Raw genomic sequence first — 18,753 nt, 5'->3', positions numbered from 1 at the left:
GAAAACCATGAAAGTAGGCGTGTTTGACAGTGGGGTTGGCGGTTTAACCGTGGCCAAGTCGTTGCAGCAAAGCGGGCTGTTTAGCGAAATCACCTATTTTGGTGATACCGCTCGGGTGCCATATGGTAATAAAGATAAAGCCACTGTAACGCGTTATGCTCTTGAAGCGGTTGAGTTTTTTAACGGCGCCGATGTGGACTGTGTGGTGGTGGCCTGTAACACCGTGAGTGTGACGGCGCTGGAAGCCATGCAGCAATTTTCGAACAAGCCTGTGTATGGTGTGCTAGAGCCTGGGGTTATGGCGTTGCAGCAGCTCGGAACTGTCAGTGATAATACGCGGGTGCTCATTATTGCCACGCGCTCCACCATCAGCTCAGGGGCTTACCAAAAGCGCATTGAAGCCCTTGGTGTGGGGCATATTGACGCCATAGCCACGCCGTTATTTGTGCCCATTGTGGAAGAAGCGCTGTTTGAAGGGCCGATATTGCAAGAAACCATGCGTCATTATTTCAGCCCGTTAACCAAACCCGATGTGGTGTTGTTGGGGTGCACGCACTTTCCATTAATTGCTGAGCAAATTGCACAGTATTTTGGTGGCGTTGCGGCCATTCATTCGGGTGAAGCTATGGTGGCGTGGCTACAACAAAACCTCGATTTACCCCTGCGTTTTGAGCAAACACCGATTCGTATTTTAGCTTCAGAAAATGTTGAGGCGGTAAAACGCACGGCAAAGCACTGGGGCTTGTCGCTTTAACAACCATAACAATAAGAAAAATCAAAACTAGGAACCTCTTATGGCTCGCACGCTTACATTTGCCACACGCATTGTTTCATTGTTGGGGCGTATTGATATTACTGACAGTTCATCTGAGCAGTTGGCGTACTACGCTAAAGGTGAATTTGCTTTACTTAAACGGCGTTGGCGTATTTACGACCACAATGACCAAGAGCTGATGCAAATTCATCATAAACGGTTGGCTATACGACCGACGTTTGCGGTTTCCGGCCAGCTTGGGCCGATGACACTGCAACGCAAGTTTTTTAGCTTGAAGCGTGAGTATTGGGTGACCGGTGGCCCCTATGAAGGCGCAGTTTTTAAAGGTAATTTGCTGGATTTAGCCTTTACCATTACGCGCAATAATCAGCTGTTGGCGAAGGCTTCCGAAAAATTGTTATCTATTCGCGACACGCACAATGTTGAAGTGCTGACCGACAGCCATGACGATGAGCTTTTTACCGTGTTGGCGGTGGTTGCTATGCAGCTTGAGAAGAAGGCGTCGGATTAAATGGTCAATGCACTGTTTCGTACAATGGTTTGTGTAATTTTTTCTTTAGGGGTATTTGGCATGGCACATGCAGCAACTGATCAAAGTCAAGTTGAGGGCGAGGCACAAACTAGCAGCAAAAGCCAAACCATTTATGTGTTCCGTCATGCCGAAAAAGTCGCGAATAAGCCAGACCCTGAACTATCTGAAAAAGGCCAGCTACGAGCGGCAAACCTAGCCAAAGTGCTGAGTAAAGCAAGCATACAACGCATTTATGCCACCAAGTATCAGCGCACCCAACAAACCGCTGCGCCATTGGCAAAACAACTGAGTCAAACGGTAAACACTTACGCCGCTGGCGATAGCGTCGGCTTAATTGAAGCAGTGCGCGGGCACGGGCAAACGGCTGTAATCATTGGTCATAGCAATACAGTGCCGGACATAGTACGAGCGGCTGGAGGGAATGCCCCGGAGCTGTCAGAGAAAGACTATGGCGACTTATTTGTGGTGCAGATTGTGGCTGGCAAAGTGACGACCTTGCGCTTTTATATTCCTGCCGAATAAGCCAGTTTATGGTCATTGCGGATACCCTGAAGCGCTATGTTGAAACGCTTGCTGCATTTCGAGAATACTGGCAATTCGTTTCATTTTCGGCAGTGTGTGATTCGCTGGGAAATACCGACCCTTTGTTAGCATTGGCGCCAAGCGAGCTGCGCCTGGCACTTGAACAGCTCAGCGATGATGACGTCGAGTACCTTGATGCCAATATTGATGCTTTAAATGCGTTTTTTGCCCCTTGGTTTAATGACGTGATGGCGCTGCCACCCATCACATCCAATGCTCAACTAAGCCCTTCGATGCTGGAAGAACAGCCGTTTTGGCTGAGTAACAATATTGGCGGGCGCAAATTGGCACAAATTCGTGCGTTTTTAGGGCAAATTCCGGCGGACACTGGCACTGCTATTGAATGGTGTGCTGGCAAAGGCCACTTGGGCCGATTGTTGGCATTTACCCGTGCCCAACCGGTGATTAGTGTGGAATGGCAAGCGCAGCTATGCCAAGCGGGGCAGGCCTTGGCTGAAAACCTGCAACTTGCTCAGCGCTTTGTGCATGCCAATGTCATCACCGATACACAACGTTTAGCGCCAGAATTGAACCAAGCCTCACAAGCATTGGCACTGCATGCCTGTGGCGATCTGCATCATCGTTTAATTACACAAGCTGCCGCGGCACACTGCCAGCAAATTTATATTGCGCCTTGTTGTTACCACTTAACCAAAGAAGTGCCGTATCAAGGGTTATCCAGCGCGGCAACGCAGCAACTGCATCAGCACCAGCTCACTTTCAGTGCGCATGACCTCAAGCTGGCAGTACAAGCACAAGTAACAGCGGGGCAGCGGGTGGCAAAGCTACGCCAAACCGAGGTTCATTGGCGGCTTGCGTACCAATGTCTGCGTGAATCACTCACCGGCGATACGCACTACAAACCGCTAAATTCGGTCAACAAAAAGTGGTTTGCTGGCGCCTTTGCAGACTTTGCGCAGTGGGCGGCACAACAACACCAGCTTGAGTTGCCAGCACAGTGTGACTGGCCTCGGTATTTAGCCGAAGGGCAACAGCGCATGCAACGGGTGGCGCGGTTAGAGTTGTTACGCCATGTATTTCGGCGCCCGCTCGAGTGCTTATTGGTGCTTGACCGTGCAGCTTGGCTAGAAGAGCAGGGTTATAACGTGACTATTGTTGAGTTTTGCGATTACCAACAAACACCGCGAAATTTTTTGCTAAAAGCGCAGCGACGTTAATCGTTGCGTGCGGAAAATTGATGCGCGTCAATATAATTTTTAGTGGCTCGACTACCATAAACTCATAAACCACATAAGGAGTAAGGTTATGAGTCTCTGGCGCGAGTTTTTTACTGACCCGGTTATTTTCTTTTCATTTACTGGTCTCGCAATCGTTATCGGCTTGTGCGTTTTTTATGCCATCTTCTTTATTAAAAAGGCTGCAGAGGCAGAAGCAGAGCAAAAATCGGGTTCTCATTGATCAATTGCGAACTTGTTGGCGTAAGTTAGGGGCTAATTCTAATCTTATTTAAATACTTCATTTAAGTGAAAGGAATGCCCGATGAAACGTTTCCAACATGCATTTTCGCCAGTAGCTTTCAAGTCACTGACACTGGCGGTTATGTTTGCGCTGCCTACAGCGGTTGTCGCACATAATCATTCCAAAGCTGAAGACGACCAGCACTATGCGTTGCCAAAAAGTGCCACCGCGCAAGATTTCATTGCCATTTTTAAAGAAATTAACGGCGAGCACCCCGGTATTCGTAAAGCACACGCTCGCGGCGTGTGTGCTGTAGGGGAATTTACCCCATCGACGGCAGCGAAACAGCGCTTCACCAGCCCGTTATTTCAAGTAGATAATGCGCCATTAACCCTGCGTTTTTCGATGGGTGGTGGCAACCCCAATGCCGATGAGCGACGCGGAGCGCGTGGCGTGGGTATTCAATTTGAACTGCCGAACAATCAATCACATACCATTGCCGGTATTACCTCGCCGGTTTTTTCAGGGGCCACCCCGAACCACTTTTTAGGCCTGTTGCAGTGGAACCTAAAAATGATGCGTGGCGAAGCAACCCGTGAAGACGTACAAAAATTCATGGCGGCGCACCCATCTATGCAACCGGCTATTGAATGGAATCGTGGCCGTACCGCGTCTGCCGAGTATACGTCGGCAACCTACTATGGCATTCATGCTCTTTGGGCCAATACCCAAGGCGATGCTCAGAAATTTCGTTGGCAACTCGTGCCTCAAGCTGGCGAAAAAAACTTAACCAAGCAGCAGGTTGAGTCTGGGCCACAAAGCTTTCTAACTGAGCGTTTAATTGAGCAGGTGAAAAACGACGGTGCAGTGACCTTCGATTGGCATTGGACCATTGGCGCGGCCGATGACCCAACCAACGACCCGTCAGCTCAATGGCCTGCTGATCGTGAGCAAGTTCATGTGGGCACCATCACGGTAACAAGCGCCGGTGGTGAGGCCTGTACGCCCATCAACTTCGACCCCGTGCGCGTTGCACGTGGTATTCGCCCCAGTGACGACCCAGTGTTGCCAATTCGCTCAGCAGCATATGCTATTTCATTCGGTCAACGACTAAGTAATCAATAATTATTTACTCGTTATTCATGCTGTAAAGTAGGCGTTGAAACTCTGAATTTTCTTCAAGCAACTCAACGCCTGCTGCTATTAGCGCGTCAGCCTGTTCTTTATTTAATGACAAACTGGTGGGTATTTGATTAAAGAAACTGCGGCGTTGCTGCTGTTGAATTCCCTCAAAGTTTATTTCCACAAAATAAGGATCTATCGGTTCCCAAAATGACGATAGTTCGTCAGACCAACGCGCCATGCTACGGCGAATTAAACTAATGGTCGCTGCATTATAGCGGTGCAGCTGCGTGTCAGTTACAGCGCTTATGGTGGGCTCAATATCGGGAATTTCATTGGTGTGTTCTATATTGTAGCGCGGCTTGGTTGAGGCATTTACTGACACAATAACCAAGCGTTTTGAAGGTTTGCTACCGATACGTTTCATAAAGTTGGTAATGCCGCCGCCAATTTCCACGAGCTCATAAAATGCCATTAACCCCAGGTTATCTGTAATACCGCCATCTACCAAATGAATGTATTGGCGCTCGTCTCTATTTTTATAACTGCGCAACGACGCCACGGTTTCCAATAGGTGTGGTGACAATTTGGCTTCGGCAATTTGCGCTTCGTTTAACTCTTCTAGGTAATTTTGCGCGGCGTTAAAACAGCCTTTGTGATTTTTTAATACCACTGGGTTGAGCATCACGGGTACTGCTGAAGAAGCGGTTACTGCGCGTGAAATAGGGTAGCTGGCAATATTTGAACAGAGTAAATCGAAATATTCTTGTACGAATGAAAACCGTATTCCACCACCTAAGTCTGACGCGTTTATTAATATGAGTGGGCCGTTACGTTTGTTCAAATCTGCGAAGGTTGCGCCTTTGAATAAGCGTTCTTCGTAAATACGTGTGGCAATATCGGTACGGCCACGGTTAGAAAACCACAATACTGGGCTAGCAATACCGTAAACCCATTCTGACACGTAATCGCGGCGCAAAAAGTCATCTTCAAAATCGTTAAATATTTTGTCGCCGTGCAAGCCAAAGTAAGCAGCGGTGAAACTTCCGCCTGACACTGAGGTGATCATGTCCACTTCATCAAGCAAGCGAACGGTTTTACCGTCAATAGTCACTTGAGTATCGCGTAGCCCTTCAAGCACGCCATAAGACAGAGCTGCTGCGCGGCTGCCACCTCCAGAAAAAGCCAGCACTAAGGTAATGTCGTCAGAGCGGTTATGCTCTGCGGCATAGTTGGTCAACGAATAATTTTGTGGTGATGCATCAGCCACCTGTGAGTGGTTATCAATAACGCCATAGGTGGCACATCCCGATAAAGCAATGGCTAAATAGATAACAACTTGAATGTTAATGAACGTGCACTTCGACATTGTAACCCTTGGTTTGTGCTTTAAATGATTCAATTCAGTTTATAGCGAGATCAATTGAGTGGCTAGTTTCGCGCAATAATTATGCAAATTGATACATAAATTCAGTTGCTAATTACAACAGTTGCATTATGTTTAAAGAGTTTACATTGTTATTGGAGCTACTGTGTTTGTCACACGACCCAAACGGATTGCCTTTATTATTGCTGTGCTCAGCTCGTTGGCATTGGCGTTAGTTTCAGTTGAATATTTTCACACCTTAAACAAGGAGCGAGCCAAGGCTCAGTATTTAAGCGAAACCCAGTCGGAATTCACCAAATTGCGCGCCGATATCGAGTCAGAAATTAATTTAGCGATTTATAGCGCGTGGGGCTTTGCAAGTTATCTAACATCACACCCAAATAGCTCACCAGAAGAATGGCAACGTTTAGCACAAGATCTCATTGAACAAACTCGATTCATTCGTAACCTTGCGGTCGCTCCAAACAATATTATTGAGTTTGTGTACCCGTTAAAAAATAACGAAGCTGTCATTGGTTTTGATTATGACTCCATTCCAGAGCAACGAGACGCAGTGCTCCGCGCACAAGAAACGAAAAAAACCATATTAGCTGGGCCGGTAAACCTTATTCAAGGAGGGCAGGGGCTTATTTATCGAATTCCGATTTACACCCACAGCGATCAATTACAAGAGTATTGGGGGGTGGTCGCTGTGGTGGTTGATATTGAAGCTCTATTCGCTGAAGTTGGGCTACACCATATGGCAGAGCGTTTTGATATCGCCATTCGTGGGCGCGACGGCCTTGGCGCCCAAGGCGATATCTTCATGGGCTCGGCCGATACCTTCACTTATGCCAACCTTACAGAGCGTGTGCGCTTCCCCAATGGCTATTGGTTGTTAGCCTTGGCAGCTGACGCCAATCAAGTATTGACGTTCTGGCAACAACAACGGGTGCGGCTCATCGGATATCCTTACGTACTCGCCTTGTATATCATGCTCTTTACATTGTTTATGTGGTATCGTGCCTCGTATGGTGAAGCTATGGTCGACCCGTTAACTAACGTTGCCAATCGCCGTAAAGTCATGGAGCAATTGAATACCTTAGTGAACATTTACGGGCGACACCCAACGCCGTTCACGGTGGTCGTGATTGATATTGATCGCTTTAAACAAATTAATGATCAATTCGGCCATCAGGCTGGCGACATCGTACTAAAATCGTTAGCGCACCGAATGTTGGTCAATACCCGTACGTCCGATTTAGTCGCCCGTATTGGCGGCGACGAGTTTTTGGTAGTGCTGATGGGTGTTGATAATCCGAAAATTATCGCTGAGCAATGTGATAAACTTGCGCAAGCAATACGTGAGCCGGTGCGTTATAAGTCTCAGATTATTGAAGTGTCGGCCAGTTTAGGGCATGCCAGCTTTCCGGCTGATGGTAAAACCCTCGATGCGTTAATACACAGCGCCGACCATAAGATGTACAAACAAAAACGGAACGCATGAATACAAACCGCACTCTAGCTGAATTAATCGAAGTGATTCCTGATGCAGCCATGGTGGTTAACCGAAACAGTGAATTTGTTTTGGTGAACCGCATGTTGGTTGACATGTTTGGCTACGACAAAAAACGTGAACTGCTTGGTCAAAATCTAAATATGTTATTGCCTGAAGCGGTGCGCAGCGTGCATCAAAATCACGTCGACTCGTTTTTTGAACATGGTGAGAATCGGCCCATGGGCAAAGGCTTCAAATTTGTCGGGCAGCACAAAGATGGCAGCAACATTTATGTGGAAATTATGCTCAGTCATGTGCAATTTGACGATGGCCCATATGCCATTGCATTTGTACGCGATACCACCTCATTAAAGCTTACCGAAGACAAAATTCGTCGTGAACTTGAACACGAGCGAGCGCTTGCTCTAACTGATCATTTAACCGGCCTTGCTAACCGACGCTCGTTTGTTGAAGAGCTTGAAACCGACATTCTTGAACTGCGTGAACATGGTTGGCAATTTGCCGTGTGTTTTATTGATTTAGACGACTTCAAACACATCAATGACACTCAAGGCCACGAAGTTGGTGATAAGGTTCTGCAACACGTGGCTTCAGTGGTTAAAAACGGCTGCCGAGGTTCAGACCTAGTGGCACGCGTTGGTGGTGATGAGTTTGCCACCATTCATCCAGGAGCAACCCTTGAGGATGCCTTGCATGTGCTTGAGCGTGTGCGAGAGCGTTTGATGCACGAGCTGGCTGACCACAATTGGCCAGTGACGTTGTCGATGGGCGTTTGCCACTGTGGCGATGCGAGTATGAACTATGATGTGGCGAGTATTTTGCGTGCCGCTGACGCCGCCATGTACCAGGCAAAACAGCAAGGAAAGAATCAGATTAAGGTTGCGCACGTTGCTGCTTCAGATTCCGAATAAAGGTGACGAGGTGCTCAATCGACATTGGACGCGCATACAAATAACCTTGAAACTCTTCGCAGCCGGCGCTCATGAGGTAATTAGCTTGCGCATGTGTTTCAACACCCTCAGCAACGACACGTAAGTGAAGCGCCTGTGCCATGGCTAATATGGTGCGCACAAGCTTGGCATCTTGTTTGTTTTTAATAATGTCTTTGACAAAACTTTGGTCTATTTTCACTTCTTGAATGGGCAGCAAACGCAGTGTGTTTAGCGAAGAGTAACCCGTTCCAAAATCATCCAACGAAACTTGCACCCCTCTCTGGCGCAGTACGTCTAGCACATTTTTAATGCCCTCTAAGTTTAATAGCGCAGCGCTTTCAGTTAGCTCTAGTTCAATCACCGACCAGTCGCCTGGTAACGACGATAAGTTCGCAATAAAGCGCTCGCAACTTTCACTATGATTAAAGTCAGCGGCAGACACGTTAAACGACACCCGTTTTATGTCGCGATAGAGCAATTCATGGGTTGTTAATTCGTGTATAGCTTGATGCATAACAAAGTCAGTAATGGCACAAATTAATCCACTCTCTTCTGCCAATGGAATAAAATCAGAAGGCGGTATCATGCCTTTTTTCGGGTGGTGCCAACGCACTAATACTTCCACCCCGGTCATGATGTTTTTCTGCACGCAAAACTGCGGTTGATAAACCACCGTTAATTGTTTTTGCTCAACGGCTTCTTTCAGGTCAAGCAGCAGCTGTGCGCGTGATGAAACAATTTGACTTAACTCAGCATTAAATAATTTATAAGAGCCGCGATCTGAGTTTTTGGCTTCATCTAACGCTAATGTCGCCGCATCAATAAGTGAATTCGCGGTGGAACCGTCGCGCGGGTACAACGAAATTCCAGCGCTGCTCGAAAAATTCAAGCGTGGCGCCTCTGCCACATGCAAATGTTGAATGCGCCGTTGAATTTGTTGAATAAGCGGCACCACAGCGTCAGGCCAGCGTGAGTCGGGCAGGGCAATGGCGAACTCGTCGCCCCCAAAACGGGCCAATAGTGCCTGCTGATGACAAGAGTCACGCATAATATCTGCAATCTGTACTAGAAAACGGTCGCCAGCTTCAAGGTTGACGTGGCTATTAATTTGTTTGAAGCCGTCTATGTTAAGAATGATCACGGTGAGGTTGTGATCTTTGTTTTTGGCATAGGCGAGTTCGCTGTCAAGTTCGCGTTCAAACATGTGACGGTTAAGTAATAGCGTTAACCCATCGCGCTCAGAAAGGTTGCGCTCACGCTGCAGTGCCCGGTGGGCGAGTACATAAAGCAGCAAAGCAGTAACGGTAACGTAGGCCCAGCCTTTGTAGGTTTGCAGTTGGGTTAAGTAAGCAGACTCTGCGGCTAGAGTAAAAACAAAACGATCTGAAAAGCTAATCCAGATATAGCCTAGGAATAAATAGAGAAACGCAATGGCTGCGGCTGTGCGACGCGGCGACATACACTGCTCCTTGTCGTGTTGTTTTACCGTTTAGGTAAAATTTACATTAGCAAGGAGCAGAAAATTTAACCACATTTATTTTAAGTATTTCGCATGAAAGCGTAAGTGCTGTTCAATAAAACTCGCAATAAAATAATAGCTGTGGTCGTAACCGTCATGGCGTTCAATTGTGGCTTGGACGCCAGTTTGTGCAATGGCTTGCGCAAGGTCGTCTGGGCGCAACTGTTCTGCCAAAAAGTTATCAGCCTCACCTTGCGACACCAACATGGGCGGCGCCGTGCGGTGTTTCAATAGCAATTCGGTGGCGTCATAGGCTTGCCAAGCACTCCGGTCATCGCCTAAGTAGCCGCTGAATGCTTTGTGCCCCCACGGGCATTGTGTGGGGTGGCATATTGGCGCAAACGCCGACACGCAGCGGTACATGCCCTCATTGCGTAAGGCCATGACTAGTGCACCGTGACCGCCCATTGAGTGGCCGCTAATGCTGCGTACACGGTTAAGCGGCAAGGCTTGCTCAACAAGTTGTGGCAGTTCTTGCACAATGTAGTCGTACATGTGGTAGTGCTTTGCCCATGGCTGTTGGGTTGCATTCACGTAAAAACCTGCACCTAAGCCAAAGTCATAAGCGCCGTCGCTGTCATCGGGTACGTCATCGCCACGCGGGCTGGTGTCAGGAATAATCAGCGCAATACCTAACTCGGCAGCCACACGCTGCGCACCAGCTTTGCTACTAAAGTTTTCATCAGTACAGGTTAAGCCGGATAGCCAATATAGCGCTGGCACTTTTGTGGTGTCGGCTTGTGGCGGCAGGAACACACTAAACTGCATGGTGCAGTTTAGTGTGTTTGATTCATGTTCAAATCGAATTTGCCGCCCGCCAAAGGCTTTGGTTTCGCTAAGTTTATTTATCATAATGAATCACCGAGCGAATCGATTTACCTTCGTGCATTAAATCAAACGCTTTGTTGATGTCGTCCAGCCCCATGGTGTGGGTAATGAAGGTGCTCAGCTCAAACTCACCATCAAGATAACGCTGCACGTAGTCAGGTAGTTGGCTGCGACCTTTCACGCCGCCAAAAGCGCTGCCACGCCATACTCGGCCTGTAACCAGCTGGAATGGGCGGGTAGAGATTTCTTCGCCGGCACCGGCAACCCCAATAATGACTGATTCGCCCCAGCCTTTGTGGCAACACTCAAGGGCAGATCGCATCACTTTCACGTTACCAATGCATTCAAACGAGAAATCAACGCCACCGTCGGTCATCTCGACAATGACTTCTTGAATTGGTTTATCGTAGTCATTCGGATTAATACAGTCGGTGGCACCTAATTTTTTGGCGATATCAAATTTTGATTCGTTAATATCAATGGCAATAATGCGACTAGCCTTGGCCATCACGGCGCCAATAATTACGGACAAGCCAATACCGCCTAAGCCAAATACCGCCACGGTATCGCCAGGCTGCACTTTGGCTGTGTTCATAACCGCACCCATACCGGTGGTGACGCCGCAACCTAATAAACACACTTCTTCTAAAGGCGCTTCTTTGCTGACTTTGGCTAACGCAATTTCGGGGACGACTGTGTATTCAGAGAAAGTCGAGGTGCCCATGTAGTGGTAAATAGGCTTGCCGTTTTTTGAAAAGCGCGTGGTGCCGTCAGGCATTAAACCTTGACCTTGGGTGCTGCGAATAGCTTGGCACAGGTTGGTTTTGCCCGATTTACAAAACTTACATTCACCGCATTCGGGGGTGTACAAAGGAATAACGTGATCGCCAACTTCAACAGAAGTGACGCTTTCACCAACGGCTTCAACAATGCCGCCGCCTTCATGCCCTAAAATAGCTGGGAATACACCTTCAGGGTCTGCACCTGACAAGGTATATGCGTCGGTATGGCAAACGCCGGTGGCAACAATACGCACTAACACTTCACCTTTTTGCGGCGGCATTAAGTCCACTTCTTCAATGGATAATGGCTCGCCAGGTGCCCATGCTACTGCAGCGCGCGTTTTGATCATGTCCATGGTTACGTCCTTTTGCTTTCATGTATGAGAAGGGTAGTTTAACCCTTACGGCGGAAAATTAAAAAAGGCTCATAAAAAAGCCGCTCTGTAGCAAGGCTAGCAGAGCGGCAAGAGGTGCAGAATACTACATTGGTGGAACGCGTGTTACAGCGGGTTACCATCGCTATCAAGCATGGTCACTTCACCTAAGTTCAAGCTACGAACGTCGTCAGTGATTTTTGCTGCATCGCCAATAATGACCCAAGTCAGTGACTCTGGGTTAATTAGCGTATTGGCGTTAGCTTTCACGTCATCTAAGGTAATAGACGTTACACGCTCGGCATAGTTCTCTAACCATGCCATATCTTTACCTTTATCTAACGTACCCACTATGGCACTTAGCAACGCGCCCTTGGTTTCGTAGGCGCCTGGCAGTTTCGCAGTTTTGTTCATTTGCACTTTTTCAAGTTCTGCAGCCGTCGCTGGCTTTTTAGTTTGGTACTGGGTCAACTCTTTCACAATTTCTTGAATTGACTCTTTGGTTTTATCCGTTTGTACCGGTGCCATGGTAATGAACATGCCTGCTTCATTGTAGCTAGACCAAATAGTGCGGGCACCGTAAGACCAACCTTTGTCTTCACGCAGGTTCATGTTGATACGGCTAGTGAAGCTACCGCCCAAAATGGTATTGGTCACGTCTAATGCTTCAGCGTTATCAACGCGCTCAGATGGTGCCAAATGCCCCGCTAAAATAGTCGACTGTGGTGCGCCGGGTTGGTCAATAATGTACACGCGCTGCTGTGGCTGCATAGCAACATCGGTGAACTGCTTGGTTGGCTTCGCTGTCGCTGGAGCCTGCCAGTTACTGAGGGCCGCTTCTAACAGAGGCTTAATTTCAGCTTCTGTTGTGGCACCCACAATAACTAAGCGTGCATTGTCAGGGCGCAACCATGTATTACGGTAGCTAATTAAGTCATCACGAGTTAATGACGTGATTGAAGCTTCAGTACCCGAGCCGGTTAACGGCACACCATAAGCATGGTTATCACCAAAAATTAAACCTGGCAGAATACGAATTGCCTGGCTGGTTGGTGAGGCTTTCTCTTTCTTAATGTTTTCTAGCCAGTTACCGCGTTTGCGCTCAATTTCATCTTCGGCAAAGGTCGCGTTTTGTATTACGTCAGCAAAAATCGTTAAGCTCGGCTCAAGATTTGAAACTAAGCTGTCCATTGACACTGTCGAGCTGTCGATACCTGCGTTGGTGTATAAGTTGGTGCCTAGCATTTCTAATTCACGAGCGATGTCTTGTGAAGAGCGCTGTGCAGTGCCTTCACGCAGCATGCTCATGGCAAAACTCGCAGTACCCACTTTACCACCGAAATCTGATGCGTAGCCGCTATCAAAGCTTAAGTTCATTTGTACCGTAGGTACGTCATGGCGCTCAGCTAAAGCAACTTCAAGGCCGTTGGATAGGGTAAAGGTGGTTAGTTCTGGCAAATCAAGCTGCGGCAACTCACCAACTTCAGGCAGTTTAGAACGATCAGCTTGTGCTGCTGCCGGTTGGAAACGCGGCTGCGGTACAACGTTTAGCACAAAAGCACCATCGCTTAACCAGCGTTTTGCGGCTGCTTGAATATCGGCCGGGGTAGCGCTTTTTAGTTGTTCAAACTCGGCTTTGTAGAAACCAGGGTCGTTGTGATAAACCTCACCAGCGGCTAACAAGTCTGACTTACCACCAAACCCACCAATACGTTCGGCGCCACGAACAAAATCAGCAACGCCAGAGAATTTCACGCGCGCAAGTTCTTCAGCGGTTGGGCCTTCGGCAATAATTTTCGCAAGCTCTTCATCAATGATGGCTTCAATTTGTTCAAGCTCAACGCCTGGCTTGGCGTCGGCAATCACGAAAAACTGGCCGGCAAGAGTACGTTCGTACTGGAAGCCAGAAACCATACTGGCAATTTGCTCTTCGTGAACAAGGCGCTGATACAAACGCGAGTTTTTGCCGCTGGCTAAAATACTGGTTAGCAAATTCAAGTAAGTTGAGTCGGCGGTACCCATTTCAGCAGTATTCCACAGCTTATAAACTCGTGCTGCAGGCACGTTGTCTTCCATGGTGGCGCGCTTAGTACCGGTGCTTTTCGCAACCCAGCTTTCTAATTTCTGTAGCGGCTTGCCTGGCGCAATATGGCCAAAATACTTCTGCATTTTTTCTTTCGCAGTAGCTACGTCAATGTCGCCAGCCAATACAACCACAGCATTGGCAGCACCGTAATAATCGTTAAACCACTGATGCACGTCTTCTAAAGACGCAGCATTTAAGTCTTCCATCGAGCCAATGGTTGACCACGAGTATGGGTGCCCCTCAGGGAAGGTTTGCTCAGCTAAGAAGCCAAACACGCGGCCATAAGGCTGTGCTTCGCCTTGGCGCTTCTCGTTTTGTACAACGCCACGTTGCTCATCAAGCTTGGCTTGGGTAACTGCACCAAGCAAGTGGCCCATGCGGTCAGATTCCATCCATAACGCCATATCTAGCGCTGGGGTTGGTACGTTTTGGAAGTAGTTGGTACGGTCACTGTTGGTGGTACCGTTCATGTCGGTAGCCCCAGCGCGTTCAAACGGGCCGAAATATTCGTCATCGTAGTTTTCGGTGCCGTTAAACATTAAGTGCTCAAATAAGTGCGCAAAACCGGTTTGCCCTTGTTTTTCGTCTTTTGAGCCAACGGCGTACCAAACGTTTACCGCAACAATTGGTGCTTTGCGGTCTTCATGAACAACAACGCGCAAGCCATTGTCTAAAGTGAAGCTTTCGTAGTTAATGGCAACGTTCGGGAACTGTTGGGCTACAACGGCTGAAGATTCGGTAGCTGGCGCATTGTTTGCGGTAGCTTGGCAGCCGGTCAGTAATACAGAAGCAACAGCAACCGCCGTTAGCGTATGACGAAATTTCATAGTCGGTTTCCTTGTTTATACCTAACATGAATAAATTTATGTGGGGCTATCATAGCCAACCTTGGCAACAGAGCCTATGAATTCGCCCCGCAAAAATGTAACAAGATTGTTCAAACTTTTACAAAGCTTCCATTTAGCCGCCTAATCGACGATAATTCCCGGCTGTTGTCGGGCAAAAAGAAAGAAGTTAAGCGTGGGAAAAACAACCATCATCGCCATTGCAGGCGCATCTGCATCGGGTAAAAGTTTATTTGCATCAACCGTTTATCAAGAACTCGTGGCTGAGCTTGGTGGGCAAGGTATTGCTATATTGGCCGAAGATGCTTATTACCGTGACCAAAGTCATATGAGTTTTGAGCAGCGTCAGTTGACGAACTACGACCACCCGTCTGCGTTTGAGCATGAGTTGTTGGTTCAGCATTTAGAGCAGCTTCGTCAAGGCGAAGCGATTGAAATGCCGCAATATAGTTATAAAACCCATACACGCTTGCCAGACACCATTAAAATTAGCCCAGGGAAGGTCATTATGGTTGAAGGTATTCTTCTGCTTAACGATCCTAACCTGCGTAAATTATTTGATATTTCAGTGTTTATGGATACGCCGCTTGATGTTTGTTTGCTGCGTCGTATGACACGAGATGTCGAAGAACGCGGCCGTACAATTCAGTCAGTAGCAGAGCAGTATCAAGAAACCGTGCGTCCCGCCTTTTTTGAGTTTATTCTGCCTTCGAAGCAATTTGCTGATTTAGTTGTCACCCGTGGTGGCCACAATGAAATTGCCATCGATTTAATTAAATCAAAAATTCGCCAGTTGCTGGCTGAATAATCTGACAAATAACGATAACAAAAACGGCATTTACTTATGAATAGTTTTCTTGGAATCGCGATCATCTTATTGGTTGCTTATTTATTTTCTAGTAACCGTAAACAGATTCGCTGGCGCACCGTAGGCGGGGCATTTGCATTTCAATTAGCGCTGGGTGCGTTTGTACTTTATGTGCCGTTTGGGCAAGACGTTTTATATGCGGTCGCCTCGGGCGTCGCAAAAGTGATTGCGTTTACCAACGCCGGTATTCAGTTCATGTTTGGTGGCTTAGCGTCGGCCGATTTTGGCTTTGTGTTTGCCATTCAGGTACTAAGCGTTATTGTCTTTTTCTCGTCATTAATTTCGGTGCTGTATTACTTAGGTATCATGAAGTGGATTATCCGTATTTTGGGTGGTTCATTACAGAAAATTATCGGCAGCAGCCGTCCTGAGTCTATGTCAGCAGCGGCTAACGTATTTGTTGGTCAAACTGAAGCACCGATGATGGTGCGCCCATTTATTGCCAGCATGACGCGCTCAGAATTATTCGCCGTGATGGTGGGTGGTATGGCTTCGGTATCAGGCTCGGTGCTGGCTGGCTATGCTGGTGTTGGGGTTGAGCTAAAATATCTTATTGCCGCCAGCTTTATGGCAGCACCGGCTGGTTTGTTGATGGCCAAGATGATCATTCCTGAAACCGAAAAGCCACGCGAGGATATTGATAATATTATTGCCGGCGCAGGTGAAAGTACCAAAACCGATGAAGTTGAGGTTGAAGACCGTGCTGTTAACGTGATTGATGCCGCAGCAGCAGGTGCATCAAGCGGTGTGCAACTCGCCATTAATGTCGGTGCTATGTTGATTGCGTTTGTGGCGCTTATTGCACTGATTAACGGCATGTTTGGTTGGGTTGGCGGCTGGTTTGGTTACCCAGACCTATCACTGCAACAGCTATTTGGTTACATTTTCCAACCGGTGGCTTATGTGCTTGGTGTCAGCTGGGACGAAGCGCAGTTGGCTGGTAGTTTTATTGGCCAGAAACTGGTAATTAACGAGTTCGTCGCTTACCTAGATTTTGTGAACTACAAAGACCAATTAAGCATGCACAGCCAAGTGATTATTACCTTTGTGTTGTGCGGCTTTGCTAACTTTTCATCGATTGCAATTTTGCTTGGTGGGTTAGGTGGTATGGCACCAAGCCGTCGTCATGACATTGCGCGCTTGGGCTTAAAAGCATTATTGGCGGCAACCCTTGCCAATATGATGAGTGCCGCCATTGCTGGTTTCTTCTTTACGCTTGGTTAACAAGCTCGTCAGCTAAGCGCTAGGGTGAAACGCCTAGCGCTTACGCATCACACCTTCTTGCATGGTCGAGGCTACCAAAGTGCCATCGCGACTAAATACCTGACCACGAACTAAGCCGCGAGCGCCAGTTGCTACTGGGCTATCTATGGCGTATAGCAACCAGTCGTCCATGCGAAAGTCTTTGTGAAACCACATGGAATGGTCAATGGTCGCCATTTGAATATTCGGCTGTGCAAAGCTGTGCCCATGTGGTTGCAATGCAGTGGGCAAAAAATTAAAGTCTGACGCATAAGCCAGCAAATACTTGTGCACGCGTGGGTCATCTGGCATCTCACCGTTCGCGCGAATCCAAACATAGCGGCGCGGTTCGTCAACCACTGGCTTAAACGGGTTGTTGGCAGTGACGAAGCGCATTTCTATGGGTTTTTCGCAAATAAACTTGTTACGAATGGCCTCGGGTATTAACTCTGCGTGTTCACGATAAATATCAATATCAGACACTAAACCCTCTGGCCCCGGCACTTCAGGCATGGTGTCTTGGTGCTCAAAACCTGGCTCGTCAATTTGAAATGACGCAGTCATGTAGAAAATGGGCTTACCATGCTGAATGGCTTGCACGCGGCGGGTTGAAAAGCTTTTGCCGTCGCGAATGTTTTCCACATCGTAAACAATTGGCTTGTGAGCGTCTCCCGGGCGCAAAAAATAAGTGTGCAGTGAGTGCACTTTGCGGTCTTCGGGTAAGGTTTCTTTGGCCGCCGATAAAGCCTGACCAATGACTTGGCCACCGAATACTGCGCCGAAGCCTAAGTCTTGGCTTTGACCGCGGTAAATTCCTTGCTCGATGGTTTCTAGTTTAAGTAAGTCTAATAAATCGTGTAACACCTGACTCATAGGGTTTCCTTATCTGGTCTGATGAGTTCATTATAAGGCTTAAATAGTGCGCTTCAAGCGTTGCGTTTGGCTTTGTACATCGCATTATCTGCATGCAGTAGTAGCGTTTGTAAGTCGCCACCGAGTTCCTTTGATAAGGCAATACCAAAACTTGCCGCTAAATCAAACCGAACATTGGGTAGTGCATCTATTTGAATGGGTTGGCACAAAGCGCGCTGAATTTTTTGCACAATAGCCTCGGCGTCACTATGCTGCTGAATGCGCTCGAGTAACACGACAAACTCGTCACCGCCAATACGAGCTGCGGTATCATGGCTGCGCACAGACGCACTTATGCGTTGTGCTGCAGCATGCAATATTTGGTCACCAATGGCGTGGCCATAGCCATCATTAATTTCTTTAAAGTGGTTCAAGTCAATGTAAACAATGGCGATGTCACTATGATGTTCTAGCGCTTGGGTGGCGCGTTGATAAAAATAGCTGCGGTTAGGAAGCTCGGTGAGCGGGTCAAATAACGCCAACTTTTCTAGCTTTTCCAGAAGTTGTTGGCGTTCTTGTTCCACTTGGCGCTGGGCTGTGATATCACGCGCAACGGCTACCCGTAAGTCATCTTTCTCGGAATAGCGGGCTGACCAAAGAATGGTGGCAACCTCGCCATTTTTGCGGATATAGCGGTTTTCGAAGTCAAACTTAACCACTCCCTGCATAATTTCGGCAGTGGCTTGGCGAGTGCGTTCATGGTCATCGGGATGCATAAACTCGTACATTGAACGGCCAATCATTTCTTGCGGCACATAGCCAAATACCCGTTCACCACCGGCGCTTACATAAATGAACTCGCCGTGCGGGTTTACCACGCAGATCGCGTCAAGTAGTAAGTCTATGTACTCGCCGAGTGCTTCAAAAGTGGCTAATTTCGGGTGTGTCATTGTTGGATCACCGTTTGGTTATTATTATTTGAACCACACATAAGAATGACATCTTATACCAATTGTTAGTCATGTTGCGAATACTTGTCGTGCATCAATATGTTAGGCGGTTGATCTTTGTCTTTTAAATACCCATAGTGATTAAATAGTTAATATAAAT

General features: G+C 47.7%; 17 protein-coding genes. 10 read left to right on the top strand and 7 right to left on the bottom strand.

All coding sequences use genetic code 11. The features are described 5' to 3' along the window. Positions 1–7 precede the first annotated feature (7 nt). From murI to BM334_RS10960, 6 genes are all read left to right on the top strand, one after another. Complete coding sequence (murI, locus tag BM334_RS10985) at positions 8–754, top strand: glutamate racemase (protein WP_092841691.1); 747 nt, start codon at positions 8–10, stop codon at positions 752–754. Positions 755–794: 40 nt separating this feature from the next. Continuing rightward, positions 795–1,286 (top strand): LURP-one-related/scramblase family protein, encoded by a 492-nt coding sequence (locus BM334_RS10980; protein WP_092841689.1) that lies wholly within the window; start codon positions 795–797, stop codon positions 1,284–1,286. 60 nt (positions 1,287–1,346) lie between these two features. Beyond that, entirely contained in the window at positions 1,347–1,829 is a 483-nt protein-coding gene (locus tag BM334_RS10975; protein ID WP_157981887.1) for a SixA phosphatase family protein, read from the top strand. 8 nt (positions 1,830–1,837) lie between these two features. Continuing rightward, positions 1,838–3,067: a methyltransferase gene (locus BM334_RS10970; protein WP_092841685.1), complete on the top strand. Its 1,230-nt coding sequence runs from the start codon at positions 1,838–1,840 to the stop codon at positions 3,065–3,067. Between the two features lie 88 nt (positions 3,068–3,155). Then, positions 3,156–3,308: a DUF3149 domain-containing protein gene (locus tag BM334_RS10965; protein ID WP_092841683.1), complete on the top strand. Its 153-nt coding sequence runs from the start codon at positions 3,156–3,158 to the stop codon at positions 3,306–3,308. An 81-nt stretch (positions 3,309–3,389) separates the two neighbouring features. Continuing rightward, positions 3,390–4,433 carry a catalase family peroxidase gene (locus BM334_RS10960; protein WP_092841681.1) on the top strand — a complete coding sequence of 348 codons (1,044 nt, stop codon included), beginning with the start codon at positions 3,390–3,392 and terminating at the stop codon, positions 4,431–4,433. A gap of 4 nt (positions 4,434–4,437) precedes the next feature. On the opposite strand, the gene BM334_RS10955 is transcribed toward BM334_RS10960, so the two are convergent. Then, positions 4,438–5,799: a patatin-like phospholipase family protein gene (locus BM334_RS10955; RefSeq protein WP_092841678.1), complete on the bottom strand. Its 1,362-nt coding sequence runs from the start codon at positions 5,797–5,799 to the stop codon at positions 4,438–4,440. 163 nt (positions 5,800–5,962) lie between these two features. On the opposite strand from BM334_RS10955, the gene BM334_RS10950 reads away from it, so the two are divergent. Both BM334_RS10950 and BM334_RS10945 read left to right on the top strand, forming a co-directional pair. Next, on the top strand, positions 5,963–7,303 hold the full coding sequence (locus BM334_RS10950) for a diguanylate cyclase domain-containing protein (protein WP_092841676.1): 1,341 nt from the start codon (positions 5,963–5,965) through the stop codon (positions 7,301–7,303). Continuing rightward, on the top strand, positions 7,300–8,226 hold the full coding sequence (locus tag BM334_RS10945) for a sensor domain-containing diguanylate cyclase (RefSeq protein WP_092841674.1): 927 nt from the start codon (positions 7,300–7,302) through the stop codon (positions 8,224–8,226). The genes BM334_RS10950 and BM334_RS10945 overlap by 4 nt, the downstream gene beginning before the upstream one ends. Here the strand turns inward: BM334_RS10945 and BM334_RS10940 are convergent. The 4 genes from BM334_RS10940 to BM334_RS10925 all read right to left on the bottom strand — a co-directional run bounded on the left by BM334_RS10940 (position 8,189) and on the right by BM334_RS10925 (position 14,663). Beyond that, positions 8,189–9,706, bottom strand: a complete 1,518-nt coding sequence (locus BM334_RS10940) for a putative bifunctional diguanylate cyclase/phosphodiesterase (RefSeq protein WP_092841672.1) — start codon at positions 9,704–9,706, stop codon at positions 8,189–8,191. The two genes, BM334_RS10945 and BM334_RS10940, sit on opposite strands and share 38 nt — an antisense overlap. 75 nt (positions 9,707–9,781) lie before the next feature. Beyond that, entirely contained in the window at positions 9,782–10,621 is an 840-nt protein-coding gene (fghA, locus tag BM334_RS10935) for an S-formylglutathione hydrolase (protein WP_275069551.1), read from the bottom strand. Next, complete coding sequence (locus BM334_RS10930; RefSeq protein WP_092841670.1) at positions 10,608–11,732, bottom strand: S-(hydroxymethyl)glutathione dehydrogenase/class III alcohol dehydrogenase; 1,125 nt, start codon at positions 11,730–11,732, stop codon at positions 10,608–10,610. Before BM334_RS10930 ends, fghA begins: the two co-directional genes overlap by 14 nt. 144 nt (positions 11,733–11,876) lie before the next feature. Beyond that, positions 11,877–14,663 carry a M16 family metallopeptidase gene (locus BM334_RS10925; protein ID WP_092841668.1) on the bottom strand — a complete coding sequence of 929 codons (2,787 nt, stop codon included), beginning with the start codon at positions 14,661–14,663 and terminating at the stop codon, positions 11,877–11,879. Positions 14,664–14,856: 193 nt separating this feature from the next. Here BM334_RS10925 and udk point away from each other — a divergent pair, with 193 nt between their 5' ends. Together udk and BM334_RS10915 are read left to right on the top strand one after the other, a co-directional pair. Beyond that, positions 14,857–15,489, top strand: coding sequence for a uridine kinase (gene udk / locus BM334_RS10920; RefSeq protein WP_092841666.1), 633 nt, complete (start codon positions 14,857–14,859; stop codon positions 15,487–15,489). Between the two features lie 36 nt (positions 15,490–15,525). Further along, entirely contained in the window at positions 15,526–16,773 is a 1,248-nt protein-coding gene (locus BM334_RS10915) for a NupC/NupG family nucleoside CNT transporter (RefSeq protein ID WP_092841664.1), read from the top strand. A gap of 33 nt (positions 16,774–16,806) precedes the next feature. Here BM334_RS10915 and tesB read toward each other — a convergent pair whose 3' ends face one another. Further along, positions 16,807–17,664: an acyl-CoA thioesterase II gene (gene tesB, locus BM334_RS10910; RefSeq protein WP_092841662.1), complete on the bottom strand. Its 858-nt coding sequence runs from the start codon at positions 17,662–17,664 to the stop codon at positions 16,807–16,809. A 53-nt stretch (positions 17,665–17,717) separates the two neighbouring features. Beyond that, positions 17,718–18,593, bottom strand: a complete 876-nt coding sequence (locus tag BM334_RS10905; RefSeq protein ID WP_092841660.1) for a GGDEF domain-containing protein — start codon at positions 18,591–18,593, stop codon at positions 17,718–17,720. Positions 18,594–18,753: the final 160 nt, after the last annotated feature.

Source organism: Pseudidiomarina donghaiensis (assembly GCF_900116895.1).
Taxonomy (GTDB): domain Bacteria; phylum Pseudomonadota; class Gammaproteobacteria; order Enterobacterales; family Alteromonadaceae; genus Pseudidiomarina; species Pseudidiomarina donghaiensis.
This window is presented reverse-complemented; position numbering and strand designations above follow the sequence as displayed.

What these genes read in the sequence shown, in the direction of transcription:
- murI (WP_092841691.1), top strand. Translation starts at nt 8, where the DNA reads ATGAAAGTAGGCGTGTTTGACAGTGGGGTTGGCGGTTTAACCGTGGCC.
- BM334_RS10980 (WP_092841689.1), top strand. Translation starts at nt 795, where the DNA reads ATGGCTCGCACGCTTACATTTGCCACACGCATTGTTTCATTGTTGGGG.
- BM334_RS10975 (WP_157981887.1), top strand. Translation starts at nt 1,347, where the DNA reads ATGGCACATGCAGCAACTGATCAAAGTCAAGTTGAGGGCGAGGCACAA.
- BM334_RS10970 (WP_092841685.1), top strand. Translation starts at nt 1,838, where the DNA reads ATGGTCATTGCGGATACCCTGAAGCGCTATGTTGAAACGCTTGCTGCA.
- BM334_RS10965 (WP_092841683.1), top strand. Translation starts at nt 3,156, where the DNA reads ATGAGTCTCTGGCGCGAGTTTTTTACTGACCCGGTTATTTTCTTTTCA.
- BM334_RS10960 (WP_092841681.1), top strand. Translation starts at nt 3,390, where the DNA reads ATGAAACGTTTCCAACATGCATTTTCGCCAGTAGCTTTCAAGTCACTG.
- BM334_RS10955 (WP_092841678.1), bottom strand. Translation starts at nt 5,799, where the DNA reads ATGTCGAAGTGCACGTTCATTAACATTCAAGTTGTTATCTATTTAGCC.
- BM334_RS10945 (WP_092841674.1), top strand. Translation starts at nt 7,300, where the DNA reads ATGAATACAAACCGCACTCTAGCTGAATTAATCGAAGTGATTCCTGAT.
- BM334_RS10940 (WP_092841672.1), bottom strand. Translation starts at nt 9,706, where the DNA reads ATGTCGCCGCGTCGCACAGCCGCAGCCATTGCGTTTCTCTATTTATTC.
- BM334_RS10930 (WP_092841670.1), bottom strand. Translation starts at nt 11,732, where the DNA reads ATGGACATGATCAAAACGCGCGCTGCAGTAGCATGGGCACCTGGCGAG.
- BM334_RS10925 (WP_092841668.1), bottom strand. Translation starts at nt 14,663, where the DNA reads ATGAAATTTCGTCATACGCTAACGGCGGTTGCTGTTGCTTCTGTATTA.
- BM334_RS10915 (WP_092841664.1), top strand. Translation starts at nt 15,526, where the DNA reads ATGAATAGTTTTCTTGGAATCGCGATCATCTTATTGGTTGCTTATTTA.
- tesB (WP_092841662.1), bottom strand. Translation starts at nt 17,664, where the DNA reads ATGAGTCAGGTGTTACACGATTTATTAGACTTACTTAAACTAGAAACC.
- BM334_RS10905 (WP_092841660.1), bottom strand. Translation starts at nt 18,593, where the DNA reads ATGACACACCCGAAATTAGCCACTTTTGAAGCACTCGGCGAGTACATA.